This is a genomic window from Mesorhizobium sp. M2A.F.Ca.ET.042.01.1.1 (genome assembly GCF_003997405.1).
Classification (GTDB): Bacteria; Pseudomonadota; Alphaproteobacteria; order Rhizobiales; family Rhizobiaceae; genus Mesorhizobium.
Genome location: NZ_RZRX01000045.1, coordinates 1 through 14,958 on the forward strand (window position 1 = coordinate 1; position 14,958 = coordinate 14,958).

Sequence of the window (14,958 nt, forward strand, 5' to 3'; positions counted from 1 at the left end):
AGATGGTGGGGCGGTGGGGGACCTGTACCGCTGCAGCGGGGCCACGAGCAGCGACTCGAGCCATGCGCCACGCTGCAGGACCTCGATTTCGGGCCAAGCCTCGAGCCCGCAACTCGCCTTGCTTCTCGGAAATCATAAGGCTTTGTGGGGCGGTTAAGCAGCGCGATATGGCCGCGGCGATACGAAGTTTTCATCTTTACCCTGTTCAGACGGTCAGGCTGCCTTCGCCGCCGGCTTGGCTGCCTTGACATGGGTTATACTGCGGCGACCGTCGACGCCGATCGGAACGTCACCGTCAACCGTAGCGCGACGCACAACCCGGTGCTGGTCGCCATAGTCGTTGACCGCATAATGCTGGTTAGCACGGTTGTCCCAGATAGCGACGTCGCCTACTTGCCAGCGCCACCGCACGGTATTTTCCGGGGCAGTGACGTAGGACTGGAACACCTCGTAGAGTTTGGCGGAATCGCTCTTGGAAAGGCCGACGAGGCGCTGCACGAAATTGCCGAGCAGCAGCGACTTCTCCCCGGTTTCCGGATGGACGCGCACGACCGGATGCTCGGTCTCGTAGATCGTCGATGTGAAAACTTCCTCGAAGTGCTTCTTCTCTTCGGCTGTGGCGCGCGGGCGCACGGCTGCGTAGTCGTAGGCATTGCTATGAATAGCCCACAGATTGTCCGCCAATATTTTGAGCGGCGCCGGCAGATTCTCGTACGCGGCGTGCGTGTTGGACCAGATCGTGTCGCCCCCCGCCGCCGGAATGACGACGCCACGTAGGACCGAGAATTTCGGATAGGCATCGACGAAAGTCACATCGGTATGCCACTGGTCTGCCCTGCCACCGCCACGGCCGGAATCGAGATTGAGGATTGAGGCCGTGCCGGCTGCCGGCCCCTGCGTGGGATGAGGTACAAGGTTACCCAGACGCCGCGCGAACAATTCCTGCTCCGCATCGTCGAGATGCTCCTGGCCGCGGAAGAAGATCACCTTGTGTTTTAGAAGAAGCTGGTTGATGGCTGCTATCGCTGCGTCCGAAAGGTCTCCACCAAGGCGAACTCCTCTGATTTCAGCTCCAACACGGCTGGTCAGCGGTACAACGTCGGAGTCAGGAATTCTCTTCGTCAAGCTCGAAAGCCAAAATCCCGGCGGATCGATCAAGGATCGCATTGCGTTGTCGATGATCGTTAATGCCGAACAGCGTGGCCAGCTCGCGCCGGGCGGTACAATCATCGAAGCGACCGCTGGCAACACAGGGCTCGGCCTGGCCTGGCGGCACGAAGCGCGTGATCGCGTGTCCAAAAGCTGACAGCGTCAGACAAATGTCAGGTTCATTACAACCAACATCTGGGCACTGACGAGGTTTTTCGAAGCAATGGGCGCTAACTGCGCGCTGAGCGCGTTGGCATGGCTTTTGAGACTGAGTGACTGTGACTGCACTTAATGGGGCAAGACGAGCGATGCGCTCCTCCCTGAACCCGTGTGCCGTCTCTGAGAGGAAACCAGCTCGTGCAGAAACCTTTGGAAATAGCTTTGGACCGCAACGTGGTATTGCAGATGGAGTCCCCGGCTCCTTCGATTAGAGTCGAGAACTGGCTGCATGGCGAGCCCCTCACGAGCTTTGAGCCCGGCAAGTGTACATAGTCGAATTTTGGGCAACTTGGTGCGGCCCATGTGTGGACGGGATGCCCCATCTGATCCAGCTGCAGGGCGTCGCCAGGCGCGCCATCTGGACAGCAGGAGCTGGACTATGGGCAAGGTAACAGGCTTTCTCGAAATCGACCGGCAGGTGCACAAGTACCAGCCGGCCTCCGACCGCATCCGGCATTTCCGTGAATTCACGCTGCCGATGTCGGACAAGGAGGTCGAGAAACAGGCCGCGCGCTGCATGGATTGCGGCATTCCGTTCTGCCACGGGCCAACGGGCTGTCCCATCCACAACCAGATCCCGGACTGGAACGACCTCGTCTACAATGGCGACTGGGACAATGCGATCCGCAACCTGCATTCGACCAACAATTTCCCGGAATTCACCGGCCGCATCTGCCCCGCACCTTGCGAGGAAGCCTGCACGCTGAACCTCGAGGACATTCCCGTCGCCATCAAGACGGTCGAGCAGGCGATCGCCGACAAGGCTTACGAGACCGGCCATATCAGGCCCTATCCGCCGGAGAAGAAGACCGGCAAGCGCGTCGCCGTCATCGGCTCCGGCCCGGCCGGCATGTCGGCTGCCCAGCAGCTCGGCCGCGCCGGCCACGACGTCCATGTCTATGAGCGCGAGAGCCGGCCCGGCGGGCTGATGCGTTACGGCATTCCCGACTTCAAGATCGAGAAGCACTATATCGACCGGCGCATCGAGCAGATGCAGGGCGAGGGCGTCACCTTCCATTGCGGCGTCAATGTCGGCGTCGACAAGCCGGTTGCCGAGCTGCTCGCCGAACATGACGCGGTGCTTTATTGCGGCGGTTCCGAAACGCCGCGCGCGGCCGGCATTCCCGGCGACGATCTCGGCGGCGTGCATGACGCGATGCCCTATCTGGTGCAGCAGAACAGGCGTGTCGGCGGCGAACCGATCCAGTCGGTGGCGTGGCCGTCGCATCCGATCCTCGCCGGCGGCCAGCATGTGGTCGTCGTCGGCGGCGGCGATACCGCGTCCGACTGCGTCGGCACCGCCTTCCGCCAGGGCGCGGTCCGCGTCACCCAGCTCGACATCCGTCCGCAGCCGCCGGAAAAGGAAGACAAGCTTTCGGTCTGGCCCTACTGGGCGACCAAGATGCGCACCTCGTCCTCGCAGGCCGAAGGCGCCGAGCGCGAGTTTCAGGTGGCGACGCTCGAGTTCATCGGCGAAGACGGCCAGCTGACCGGGGTCAAATGCTGCGAGGTCGACGAAAAGCGCAAGCCGATCGCCGGCAGCGAATTCGTCATTCGTGCCGATCTCGCGTTCATCGCCATCGGCTTTGCCGGGCCAGCCGCTCGCGGGCCGGTGTCGGAACTGGCCGGCCAGATGAAGATCGCCATTGACAGCCGCCGCTCGAAGAATGTCGAGGCCAATGACCGGGACTACAGGACCAGCGTCGAAAAGCTCTATGCGGCGGGCGACGTGCGGCGCGGCCAGTCGCTGGTCGTCTGGGCGATCCGCGAGGGCCGCCAGGCGGCGCGCGCCATCGATGAGGCGCTGATGGGATCGAGCGTGCTGCCGCGCTGAGTCCGTCTCGAGACCCTACTTGTGCGGCCACCTGAAGGCGCTTTCCGCCCTTCCGCTGCCCCGGGCAGCTTACGGACTGATCGCCGTGGTCGTTTCGGTTGTGGCCCCGGCCGCAGGCTGCCGCCTTGGCGGCCAAGAAAAATCGTCGGCGCGGCCGGGCGAAGCAGCGCTGGGTTTAAGTGCTTGGGGTGACACGGCGTGATCTCCGCCGTTGGCGGGAACAGGGCAGTGCAATAGTACTGCCCTGTTCCTTTTGATCAGAGGCCAGTGCGGATTTCTTCGGCAAGCGCCCTCAACGTCGTCTCGACGTCATCGCCGTTTGCCATCTTCTGCATCGCCACGGCCCATGCGTTCATGGCTTCGCCGAAGCCGACACGCGGTGTGAAAGCCAGCGCGGCTTGATCCTGTATCTTTTTGAAGCTGTCAACGAAGTTGTTGAACTCGGGCTGCGAAGCGTACTTAGTCTAGGTATCGTCCTGCCAGGTCGACGTGCGCGGCGGATTGACGAGCTGGCCAGCAAGGGCACCCTTGAGCGCCACCTGCTTGGAGGTGGCCCACGGGATGAACAGCCAGGCCGTGCCCTTCTTTTCGGAAGCCGCGTTCATGGCGAGAGCCCAGATCCAGATGTCAGAATCCAAGCTCGTGGCGCTCGGTGCGTGCAGCGGCGGAGCGAAGGCGATCTTGCCGGATGCCGGCTTCCCCGCAACATCGTTCCAGAAGCCGAACATTTTTGAGTCGATCGTCATCGCGGTGCGGCCGGACGAGATGCCGTCCACGACCTGGTTCCAGTTATCATTGGCGAAGGAAGGAGCCGCGCACTTCTTGATCATGTCCGAATGTAGTCGTATCCAGCATCGGTAAGCTTCGGATCACTCAGGTATTTGTCCAGCAGGCGCCACTCGGAGCGAGGTCCTACGCGGGCTGAATGCCAGTGCCGAACACATCCCATGCTGGCGACTTCGTCGTCAGTTGGATCGTCATCTTGTTCCAGTAAGAATCGTCTGGGTAGAGTTCCGGCGTGACCTTGATGCCGGGTCAGCTTCTCGAACTCCGGAAAGTTGCGCAGCGAGAGCATCCGCATAGGGGTGGATGTCGTAGGCCCAAGTTATGCTGGTCCCTTCGAATTGACGCCAGTTCACGGTGTCGGCAGCGGCCGAATTAGTGAGCGATGCCGAAACGGCAAGAAACGCCAAGTCAAAAGCAAGCTGTTTGCGTAGCGACGCGCACCTGTAACGAGTACGGGGAATGAGCGACCCATGTAATCCTCCCTGGGGCATTTTGCCAATTTTTGGGTCCACTCCTCCATCCCGAGTTTGCTCATAGCCACAATAAGCGGTTTCCAACGACCTCGCTCTGAATGCACCAGGCCAACTGGGTAAAAACGGGTAACCGGCACTTAAAGGCGATGTAGTATCGCCACCAGAAATACTGCTCCGTGGTGCTGGCCTTTGCCTGGGGGCGCAACACGGCAACTACCCGCTCAAAACGGTTGGTCCTCTACCTCTTATTCACCGTCGCTTTCCTCGCGGCCTAACCCGGCCGGAATATCCGTTGCCAGAAAAAGGCCTCGCGGCCGGTTCGAGGCGCATCCCTCCTCCGAAGCAGCACGCTCAAGTATCGTCACAAGCCCCGAGCGCTTCGCGTTCGGCGATGTCCAAATTCCGACAATGTCGGATACAGTCAGATCTACTGGATTGCGTTTGAATGGTTTTCTCATTTGGCACAGTACATGCGGGTCATCCGCAAAACACGTGACCGACCAACAAGAGTTCGCATGATCACCTTACCACAACATACAGCCGCCGCGGAACAATCACTTGGCCCCTGATCGCCCGCCCCGGCACCACAACCGGAGTCATCGATGTTCTGACAGGCTGCCCAAGGATACCTGCTGCAACAGGGCTTGCCCTGGTGACGACCACTCCGGCTCCGCCGGTTACCGACGAGGGCAAAGTGACGGATTTCCTGCTTTTCAACGGCATGGAGGTGGCTGTCATTCCCGACCACCGCGCCGCTCGTCACCGATATGGTCTGGTGCAGGATCGGCAGCGCGGATGAGCCGCCGGGGATATCTGCATGTCTTCGAGCATCTGATGCTCAAGGCGCCTCATGACGAGCACGGCTCCGTCGCCTGGAGAGATTGAACCCAAAGGGAGATTCAGATGTCTGAAGCGAATCAGGAAAAGTTGGACGCATTCTTGGGGAAAATGGTCGGCGATCTCGGTGCGATCGCAACGGGCGCGGGAGTCCTGCTGGGGGACAGACTCGGCCTGTTTAAGGCATTGCGCGAAGGCGGCAAGATGACGGCCGCCGAACTTTCGACACGCACCGGCACCCAGGAACGCCTCGTAAGGGAATGGCTTTCCGGGCAGGCGGCGGCGGGTTACGTCGACTACGATGAAGCGAGCGACAAATTCTATCTCAACGCCGAGCAAGAGCTGGTGTTCGCTGATGAAGACAGCCCGGCCTTCATGGCAGGCGCATTCGAGTTCCTGTCCGCGCTGTGGCTCGATGAAGAAAAGGTGAGGCAGGCATTCCAGTCCGGCAAGGGCGTCGGGTGGCACGATCATAGCGCGTGTCTGTTTCGCGGTACGGAACGGTTCTTCCGTCCAGGCTACAATGCCAATCTGATCGACTCCTGGCTGCCGGCCTTGGAGGGCGTCGTCGAGAAGCTCGAACGCGGCGTGGACGTCGCGGATGTTGGATGCGGTCATGGTGCATCGACCGTGCTCATGGCACAGGCCTTCCCCAATTCGCGCTTCGTCGGCTTCGACTATCATGCCCCCTCGATTGAGCGCGCCCGCAAGGCGGCCGAGGTAGCCGGCGTCGGCGTTAACACGCGGTTCGACGTGGCGGCCGCCAAGAGCTATCCCGGAACGTATGACCTCGTCACATTCTTCGATTGCCTTCACGACATGGGCGACCCGACGGGCGCCGCCACCCATGTCCACGGATCGCTCAAGCCGGACGGCACGTGGATGATCGTCGAGCCGTTCGCGCATGATCATCTGGCGGCGAACCTCAATCCCGTCGGCCGCGTTTACTATGCCGCTTCCACTTTCGTGTGCACGCCCGCATCCGTGTCGCAGGAAGTCGGGCTCGCGCTTGGAGCCCAGGCCGGTGAGGCGAGGCTGCGCAAGGTTGTGACCGGCGGCGGCTTCAAGCGATTGCGTCGCGCCGCGGAGACACCGTTCAACATGGTGCTGGAGGCCCGCCCTTAGCGTGGCCGTCGCCAGAAATTGCAGCTCATCGCATTTGATTGAAGATCACCGCCAAAAATCCGGACGCATCGGGGACATTTTCAAGGCGCCTGGGTTCACGCAGAGGTCGCTGCCGAGTTGTGTGCCAAGAGTCCCATACGTTGCGGCTCAGAAAGGACCCGACGCACGGCTACGAACATGCCCATAGTGATGGCCGCTATAATCACATATGCCCACCATGGCGCGTTCACAAAGCTGGTAAGCCACGTCGCACCGAACGCGCTTACGACAAAAACGAGAGCCTCGATAAAATGACTGAGCCTGTACACATTCAGTCGTCTCATCCTCATACCACCCATCCAAAGACTGAGCTTGTTGCGCTACTGCGACAGAGCCTAACATATTGGAGAGCGCTCACTATTTCTATGCTAAACAGTCTCGCCTGAGTATATGTTTTGAGTCGCTAATTATGGAATTCTGCCAGTCTGCATTTCCCCTGATCTGATGTAGAGCAGCTTCTAAGTGGGAATTAGTCCCCCATCGACCGGATCGGGCGACACGAACATGCGCTGAAGGCTTGGCGGAACGGCTACTGGGACCATGATGCTACTCGAATGCAAGATCGTGTCAGAACGTCCCGGGAAGGCTGCAGGCAGGGGATGTCAGGTCAATCAGCCTATAGATATGATACCGCCCATTCGCTGAGACTTCACGATGGGCATAGGAGGTGGGAATTCGTGCCTTGAGATGGACGCGGCTGTCGGAGCAGGCGAGCACGGCAGCAGCGATGGCCTGAACCTTCGGGCCGCTGACAAAAACGTTCACCACCGCACGCGAGCCGAACCCGTCGAGATACGTCTCGAAAGCATCGAGGTGGGCCATCAGCCCGAAAGCCTGGATGTCGCGAACTTCGCCATCTTCGAGCCGGTGGGTTTCACGTACCTTGGCCACCTGTTGATCGAGCAAAGCATCGATATGCGCATTCTTCTCGCTTCTTGGGACGAGGAGCGAGATCCGTTCCGGACTGACGATATCGATCAATCCGTAGAATACGTCGGCATCTCCTCCGATCCCCACGAGCAGGACTTTCTCTTCGCCCATTCCTCCGCTGCCTTGAAGATGAGGGACGGTGACGTATCGGTCCAAGCCGCTGGAAAAATCCTCTTTGCCGATCGCGTTCCCGTAGATACCTTCGGCGTACCCGAATTCGAGAGACTGAATCGACATTTTCTTGAATGCCACCGCAATCAGCCATTGGATGTAGATTCGCGGCATCGTCGAGCACTCGACGAAAACCTTCCGCAGGCTTCCTTCGTATGAGCCACATGAAGCGGCCATCTGAGTGAGCAGGTGATCGAGGAGATTGATGTTCTTCTGATACTCGATGGAAGGCTCGAGGGTGATCGCAGTCACTTCGACGCCCCATCGGGTACCCATAGCGATGAGCTTTCGCCGGTTTTCTTCGACGGCTGGGACGTTCGCTTCCTTCAGAGCAAAGTCCAGAACCACGATTTTGCCGACCTTCAGGTCAAGATGGTTTTCGAACGCGGCGAAACGCGTTTCCCATCCAAGCGCGACGATCGCGATATCTGCCTCCATCGTTTCGCAGGTACCTGCATCTCTCGCCTTCTCAGTGACGGCCAGATGGCCGAAGACTCGATACTCGACAGTTGAAGCGGTCATTCGAGATCGCTCTCGAAAAGCGAGTGCTGGAATTCGGTCTTGAGTGCGGGCCGCGCGACGAGCTCCTTAAACACCGAGTCGGCCCAGTCTTCTGGGAGCCGATGCCTGGTAAAAAGCAGGTCGACCATCTGCGCCGCAGGGATTGTGTTGATTTCGTACGGGCCGCGATAGGAGAACCCGAAGTAAGGTGCAAATCGCCGATGCAATCTGATCAGCATCTCCTTCGATGCGGGGTCGGCGCGGTCCACCTCAAAGTTGCCGGCGGCGGAGACCTCCCGGATAAACCCATCCCTTTCCGCCCGACGCAGGACCTCGTCCAGTTTTCCGCTGGGTTGCTCCAGTCGGTTCACCAGCGAGCGCATTTCCTTTAGATCAACCCTGAAAATGCCTCTCTCTGTCGTTCCTAGAGCATTTTCTTCGGCAAACTCTGTCTGGAGGCGAGCGGTCAGGTAACCCAACGCCCGCACCATGCGCACGCTCTCTTCTTCGTACGGATGTGAAAGCGCCTGAAGTCCATCAAGCTTCCGTTGAGAGGCGGCGTTCACAGCCTGTCTCTGCTGTTCGAGATGAATCTGTAAATCCGAGTTGATGAATTCCACCAGTTTTCGTGGATCACTGGAACTCGGAACACTGCGGCGGAAGATCTCTCCCATTATATCAAGGAAATCGCGTATACAGACGTCGCTCAATGATGTGATGATCTGGTGCCCTACGTACGGGTAGTCATGCAGACGCAGCATCTGGCACGCTTTCAGAAAAGCCCATCCCTGTTTCCGGGCGATCGACCTCTTCAGATTTGAAGCATCCGCCTTGCTCATGGGCCGGCGCTTGATTTCCGGGTTCATGAGCGCGAGCGCCAGCCCTTCGGCATAAGGGCGCGCTTTTCGATCAAGAAGGAATTGCTGCTGATCCGCCGTCCTCAAATTCACGGAGAGGAATTCACGTGCTGCATCAGCGAGTGCCACAAGCTCTTCTCTGCCCTCGGAATGACCCGATATGATAACCCGCTCGATGATGTCATTGACGGAAAGCCGCCCCAGCCGGTTTTTGAGCGAAAACGCGCTGAGCGCATCGTTGCGCTTGAGATCACTCCGCAGATGGTCAGGAAGCGCATAGTAGAGCCGAAGCGACGACACGTTCTCGCACAGCGTGGCGAACTCCCTCGGATCGACTGAATCAAGATTCTCGACGTCCCGGTCAGCATTCGAGAGCGACTGGCCGGGTATGATCGTCCGGATCGTGTCGTAAAGGCCGCCGATGTAGGCGAGGACCCATTTCACATTGCCGCGCGTCTTCCTCACCAAGGTGTTCAGGAACTGCTGTTGGAGCGGTGTCAGTGCCTCACAGTCGTCAATCAGGATCTTGAAGAAGGGCGCCCTGTCACCGGCGAAAGATGGGCCATTTAAAAGTGGGGTGATCGCGGTCGCGACCTTGTTAATGATCGCGCCAGGGTCTGTCGCTCTGAAGCCGGTCGCTCCCTCATCGGCGGCAAAGAAGAACGCGTTGAAGCATTCGTCGACGTACCGGGTTATCCCACCCCGCAGCTCATCTATGCTGAAGAAGTCGAGACGGGCAGGTTGGGGTATGAAGTGCAGCACTTCGCGATGCAGTGCCAAGGCGACGTCCCTATCTTCAGAGGCCCGGTATTTCAAGTGGCTGTCGCGTCTGAGCTGGCTGATGCTCTCGAGCAGGCGTTCGACTATCTTCAGCTCCAGATAGTGAGAGAAGATTACGAATTGCCGCGGGATCACGGCGGCCGTGTCGAAGCGTATCCGCTCCGGAATGAGGTTCAGAACCGCGTTGTCGATTAGGGGCGAAAATGTCTCATTGAGCTGGAAGAAGACGCCATACCAGCCGAGCTTGCCGACTTGGTCCGCGAGACTTTTGTCTTCGAGGATATGAACTGTGGAAAGCGAGCGAAGAATACTGGTCTTGCCGCTGCCTCTCGTCCCTGCGACGAAGACCGGCTTGGCGGCGGCAGAAATCAAGGCCGACTTCTGACTGAACCACAGTATCGGGCGACTTTCGTACTCGATCCTGTTGGGGCCGAACGGATTCTCCATCTCTATTCGTCCCTTACCTTAATGCGCCAAGCCGAGTTTGCCTTCGTGAGGCCGTCTATCTCGACGAAGCGCGCCGCTTGGAGCATCAGAAGAGAGTCTTCCAAATCTAGCCCGAGCTCGGCGGAGGCGGCAATCTCAGTGATCTCGTCCCAGAAGAGTAACCCATTCCCGCGCCTGGTGGCATGGTCGCGCAGTCGGCGCATCAGGTCAAACGTGTCGTTGTTCAGAAAGGCCTTGCCGTTGGACATAGTCGAGATGAAGCAATGTTCGCCTTCCATGACCGTCCCGTCGGCGACATTGGTGCGGTAGGGTATAAGTCGGATGCCGACGAGCTCTCCCTGATCGGTCGTGAAGAAGACGAGCTCATTGAAACCTGACTGTATCTCTGGTGCTGAGATGCAGATCAATTTGCCGTCCGGAAACCTTGGATCGTTGACGATCTCGACCGGATCGGCATGTATGTGTCCATGCAGGTAGACGATAGGCTTGTTGCCCTGCAGCAGCTGAGTTCTGACAAATCCGCTGTTGAGCATCTCCGCGTATGGCGTAATGCGCGGAGTCTTTTGTGGCAGCAGATTGTGATGGCCGATCATGATGCCGTAACGCATGTCGGGCTGCTGGAGCAATTCCTGTAGGCCTGCAAGCATCTCACGCGAGATGTATGGCGTGTCCATCTGACCGTAATACTCGTCGTCGGACGCCTCCTTGTCTGGATCGCTGGGAGGTGTCGCGGGCGAATGTCCCGAGGTGTCCGGCGAGCCGAGATCTACAGGTTCTGTAGAAGGACCGAGTGCCTCGAGACGATCACGAAGGAACGCGGGAAGGTTCTGAAGCTCCCAACTGCCTATCGCTGTGTTGACGAGGATGAAGTTTGCGCCTGCGGATCCTGTCGGAAGTCTGAAGTGCACGGGTTGGTCCACGGGAACGGTCTGCCAACCCAAGCGGGCGGCTAAACTCGCCATTTCGCTGAATTTCTCAGTCGGTCCAAGTTCGCGCGCGTCATCACGGTTCACATCGTGATTTCCCGGTACGAATATCAACGGAAGCGCCTTTGAACTGCGCCCCTGTGCGCGGCAGAGCAACGTGAAATGCTGGAATGCCGAAGCAATGAAAGTCTTGTCGCCACGGCTCGTGAAATCCCCCATGAAGGCGATCGAATCCAAGGGCTTCGAAGTCGTCAGCCGCCGAAGCTTCGTCAAGACGGCACGCAGCGAAGACGCGCGTAGCTTCTGCGTTATTTTCGGAGCGAACTTGCTATCCTTGGCATCGATGTTGCTAGAGGAAGGATGCCAATCCGGATAGTGAATATCGCCTACTTGAAGGATTCGCACCCGTCGCATAACTCGCCCCCCCGCCGAGAGCCATAGACTAATCCGTTCGCTTTTGCCAAGCGCGAAACGATCATCCGACCGCATCGCCTGGAAAGCGCGTTTATCTTTTTGTTGGTAATGGAGAGGCACGACGCAATTGTGCCCCCGGTTGCTTGTCTGCCCACCAAATGGGCACTCAATCTGGGCGCATGGCTTATGATTTCTCGAGTTTGTCCCATAACGAGTTTGAGGATTTGGCCCGCGACCTCGTAGGTCGCGAGATCGACAAGCGTTTCGAGGCCTTTCCCGAGGGACCGGACGACGCGATGGATGGTCGACATGCCCTTGCCGGCGGCGACATTGTGCAGGCGAAGCACTACCAGCGGTCAGGCTTCTCGGCGCTGAAATCCAAGATGAAGAGCGAGCGCACAGCCATTGATGGCTTGGCGCCCTCGCGATACTTCCTCGTCACGTCGGCTTCGCCCGCGGCAGGCGGACACCGGCATGCGCAGCAGGATGAAGCCAGTGAGGGCCAGTAATACACGACAATAGTCATTAGGCTAGAGTACAGTCGCCTTGGGAGGCTGTTCGAATTCAATCCGGCGCTTTTCGGCATCCTTTTTTCGTTTGGTGGTGTCGATACGATATTGGTCAATTCCATCAAGATCGCTCTTCATATCGTTTGGTGTTGGAACTGGAATGGCCTTGGCGGACGCCATGTCATGTCCAGAACGCTCCGAAACTCGCTTCATGGCCCAATAGATTCGCTTGTGGTCTTCGTCCTCGACCACCACACCCTTCAGGCTCTGTGTCTTGACATCGCTGTTAAATCGCTCGACGACTTTACCGAGCAGGATTTCTTCAACGAGCCTCTCCCAGGTTTCCCGAAGATCGCTGTAGAAATCCTTCGCTGACCTTCGCCAAGCATCGGTGGTGAAATCAGTGGCGCCGTCGAAGCTCTTCAGGCGCGTCTTGAGAGTCTCGATGCGCTTCGTGACAGACTGTGCGATCCACGGCTCGTCAGTTTCGCTAATCAAGCCAAAACCGGCAGATTCGGACTTGTTGATGTAGTTTCGAACAAGGGGAATCGGCGGATTGGCCTGCGCAGCTGCGTCAACCACCTCGTTGAAGAACAGAAGATTATGGGTGAAAATAATAATCTGACGTCCTGTGGCCGCTTCTTTTACGAGCCTTGCCGCGACCCGCCTGATCCGAACATGGTCGAGAGATGACACGGGGTCGTCGATGATCATGCCTTGACGCGATGTGTCTCCTCCGACCTCGGCTAAGAAACAGGCCAGGGCAAGCGCGCGCTGCTCTCCTTCGCTTAAGACCTTGCTGTTTGAGATCGCTTTTGCCGCGTTGAGCCCGACCTCGAAATAGCTCTGCCCATCTTGACTACGATCATTAACTGCGAACGGGATGTGCGTTAACGCCAGAGTCTCAATCTCGGCGACGACGCGCTTTTCGAGATCCTGCATGACGAGGCTTCGTCGAAGCGACGTCATCTGCCGTGACACCGAGCCTGTTTCGACAGCATCGCAGCATGAGAGAAGCTTGCGCCGCTCTTCGAGATTCGCCAAGCGCGCGAGAACGATGGTGAGATCGTCGCCCAGTTTTTTCCGATCCTTGAGTGTATCGCGACGAGCTCGATCGGTAGCGCGGTTCCCGTCGTCGGCCGCTGCCTTGTCGTCCGTCAGCGCTTCGGCCTCTAGCGCCTCCGCCTCCGTTCGGAGTTTCGATGCAACTGGCGCCGCAAGTTGCGGGAACGCAGCGTACTCGGACAGCGCAGCCGCAACGACAATTGCATCACGCCTTTTACCTGCCTCGACATAATATGCCGAGATCAGGGCCACCATCGCCTTGCGTGCGGCGGACAGATCGCCAAACTCTCCGAGAGCCGCCTCAACCGCCTCCCCGGTCGCAATGGTGAGTCCTTTGATTTGGCGCAGGGCCTCTTCATGGGCAATAGATGCGACTTGCGCCGCCTTATTTGCGGCGCCCGTTACGAAGTCATTGAAGGATTGGATCCGCCCCGCGGCGTCCGCCGTCATCGGCTCCTGGCAGAGCATGCAACGATCGCCTTCCTGATCTGGCAAGTGCTGATGATCGATGCCAGTGACGCTCGCTAAATAGGCTCGTGCATGGTCGAACATATACCGCCAGGGAGAAAGCCCAACGCCGCTCAACGGCATAGTCGCGAACGCTCCTGAGGCGGCAAGTTGTGCAGCCTGCGCTGTAGAATCGGCTGTTGCATATAGATTGCGATAAATCTCGAGGGCCGCCGCTGAGAGAGCCGCGTCGATCTGTTCAGATGCAGTCAGCAGTTTTTCCAAGGCCGCCTTGGCACGCCGACGCTTTGTCGCCATCGTTGAAGGGTCGCTTGCCAGAGCCTGTTCGAGGCCAGCGAGATCAGCCATGTCCTGCTCTGAGAGGGCAGCGAGGTTTTTGATTTCGGCTGCGGAAGGCATCACGTCCTTTGACTTGATTTCGAGACGAGCCAGCAGCTTTACGACCGCGCCGGCAGCTGTGTACCCACTCGGCAATGGTGTCTTTAGGTTCTTTTCGATCGCTTTGATTTCTTCCCGGAAGTCGGCTTCGAGCTCGGTGCGGTGACGTCCATGGCTTTCGAGAAGCGCGATGGCTGCGGGCAGAAAACCGATACGGTTTTGCTTATCGACGTAGAGGCGAGCGTTCGCGGAGTCGAAAACGGAGATCCGTGCAATTGACGCGGGGGGCAGCGTTCCGTCCTTCCAGGTTATGGGGGTCGGTTCCGTAGCACCCTCTTCGAGAAACCGGACAAGCACTTCGGCTGGCGGTTTGGTGCCGATCTCGAACACGTTGCCAAGAAGATCATCCGCCGTCAGACTACGGCAAAGCTTCTTCGCGATCCGGCAATAGCCGCTCTTTCCGCTTCCATTGTCGCCGTAGATAATGGTGATGCCATCGGTGGCGAAACGCAGTTGCTGCTCTTCGGCGAGGCGGTTCAAATGCTTGACGGGGCCGAGTGAGCAAAGCACCGCGCGCGGCTCGTTCGAACTGTTGGCCCTCAAATGCTCCGCCGAGAGCGGAGAGCATTCGGGCAGATCAGCGGTAAATCCACCGACGTGGCGGACCCGAGCTGTTACACCGGCCTTATCCTCCTGCTCGAGGTTGAAGCCCGGCCGCGCGGCGTGTCTTCTTAAGGCATCCCTAATCCAGTCGGGCTGCTTATCCGCCCATTCCAAAAGTCCAACCTCGGCCATTCCTGCCCCCCGAATCTTACCATCATTATACTTATTGATTAGTCCAGATTCGATGAATTCGCTTGTCTGGACAAATTTTCCTCGCGATCGCACATAGAGTGCTGGAGATGTACCCAATAAATGACCTCCCCCCGCGCCGCTAGGTCAGCAAACAAATGCTTCAGCGATCAAACGTCTCCACAACGACATCAGCAATCAAAGGCATTGGACCGCGCGCACGAATTTAGGTAGCCGGCAACGCGTACGAGGAGATAG

The 14,958-nt window shown here is 58.5% G+C and carries 9 protein-coding genes and 3 pseudogenes; 6 read left to right on the forward strand and 6 right to left on the reverse strand.

Translation table 11 applies throughout. From position 1 onward, the window contains the following. Nucleotides 1-213: 213 nt before the first annotated feature. On the reverse strand, nucleotides 214-1,167 hold the full coding sequence (locus EOA23_RS09515) for a TauD/TfdA family dioxygenase (RefSeq protein ID WP_024504271.1): 954 nt from the start codon (nucleotides 1,165-1,167) through the stop codon (nucleotides 214-216). Between EOA23_RS09515 and EOA23_RS36395 the strand changes: the two are divergent. The 3 genes and pseudogenes from EOA23_RS36395 to EOA23_RS09530 form a co-directional block, all read left to right on the forward strand. Then, nucleotides 1,082-1,267: pseudogene (locus EOA23_RS36395) on the forward strand (pyridoxal-phosphate dependent enzyme); the annotation flags it as partial. The gene EOA23_RS09515 and the pseudogene EOA23_RS36395 overlap by 86 nt on opposite strands. Nucleotides 1,268-1,542: 275 nt before the next feature. Next, nucleotides 1,543-1,706 (forward strand): annotated as a pseudogene (locus tag EOA23_RS09525) (thioredoxin domain-containing protein); the annotation flags it as partial. A gap of 41 nt (nucleotides 1,707-1,747) precedes the next feature. After that, nucleotides 1,748-3,202 carry a glutamate synthase subunit beta gene (locus EOA23_RS09530; RefSeq protein WP_024504270.1) on the forward strand — a complete coding sequence of 485 codons (1,455 nt, stop codon included), beginning with the start codon at nucleotides 1,748-1,750 and terminating at the stop codon, nucleotides 3,200-3,202. Between the two features lie 464 nt (nucleotides 3,203-3,666). Here EOA23_RS09530 and EOA23_RS36400 read toward each other — a convergent pair whose 3' ends face one another. Further along, entirely contained in the window at nucleotides 3,667-4,032 is a 366-nt protein-coding gene (locus EOA23_RS36400) for an extracellular solute-binding protein (protein ID WP_245454714.1), read from the reverse strand. A gap of 1,054 nt (nucleotides 4,033-5,086) precedes the next feature. Here EOA23_RS36400 and EOA23_RS09540 point away from each other — a divergent pair. Next, nucleotides 5,087-5,307: pseudogene (locus EOA23_RS09540) on the forward strand (insulinase family protein); the annotation flags it as partial. A gap of 57 nt (nucleotides 5,308-5,364) precedes the next feature. Further along, nucleotides 5,365-6,423, forward strand: a complete 1,059-nt coding sequence (locus tag EOA23_RS09545) for a class I SAM-dependent methyltransferase (RefSeq protein ID WP_024504268.1) — start codon at nucleotides 5,365-5,367, stop codon at nucleotides 6,421-6,423. Between the two features lie 606 nt (nucleotides 6,424-7,029). On the opposite strand, the gene EOA23_RS09550 is transcribed toward EOA23_RS09545, so the two are convergent. The 3 genes from EOA23_RS09550 to EOA23_RS09560 are packed head-to-tail and all read right to left on the reverse strand — an operon-like array spanning nucleotide 7,030 to nucleotide 11,608. Beyond that, nucleotides 7,030-8,085 carry a hypothetical protein gene (locus EOA23_RS09550; protein WP_126057630.1) on the reverse strand — a complete coding sequence of 352 codons (1,056 nt, stop codon included), beginning with the start codon at nucleotides 8,083-8,085 and terminating at the stop codon, nucleotides 7,030-7,032. Further along, a complete protein-coding gene (locus EOA23_RS09555) occupies nucleotides 8,082-10,148 on the reverse strand; it encodes a hypothetical protein (protein WP_126057629.1) in 2,067 nt (688 codons plus the stop codon). Before EOA23_RS09555 ends, EOA23_RS09550 begins: the two co-directional genes overlap by 4 nt. Before the next feature lie 2 nt (nucleotides 10,149-10,150). After that, on the reverse strand, nucleotides 10,151-11,608 hold the full coding sequence (locus EOA23_RS09560; RefSeq protein ID WP_126057628.1) for a metallophosphoesterase: 1,458 nt from the start codon (nucleotides 11,606-11,608) through the stop codon (nucleotides 10,151-10,153). Nucleotides 11,609-11,667: 59 nt separating this feature from the next. Here EOA23_RS09560 and EOA23_RS09565 point away from each other — a divergent pair, with 59 nt between their 5' ends. After that, on the forward strand, nucleotides 11,668-11,997 hold the full coding sequence (locus EOA23_RS09565) for a hypothetical protein (protein WP_186815491.1): 330 nt from the start codon (nucleotides 11,668-11,670) through the stop codon (nucleotides 11,995-11,997). A gap of 21 nt (nucleotides 11,998-12,018) precedes the next feature. Here EOA23_RS09565 and EOA23_RS09570 read toward each other — a convergent pair whose 3' ends face one another. After that, on the reverse strand, nucleotides 12,019-14,703 hold the full coding sequence (locus EOA23_RS09570) for an AAA family ATPase (RefSeq protein WP_126063811.1): 2,685 nt from the start codon (nucleotides 14,701-14,703) through the stop codon (nucleotides 12,019-12,021). Between the last annotated feature and the right edge of the window lie 255 nt (nucleotides 14,704-14,958).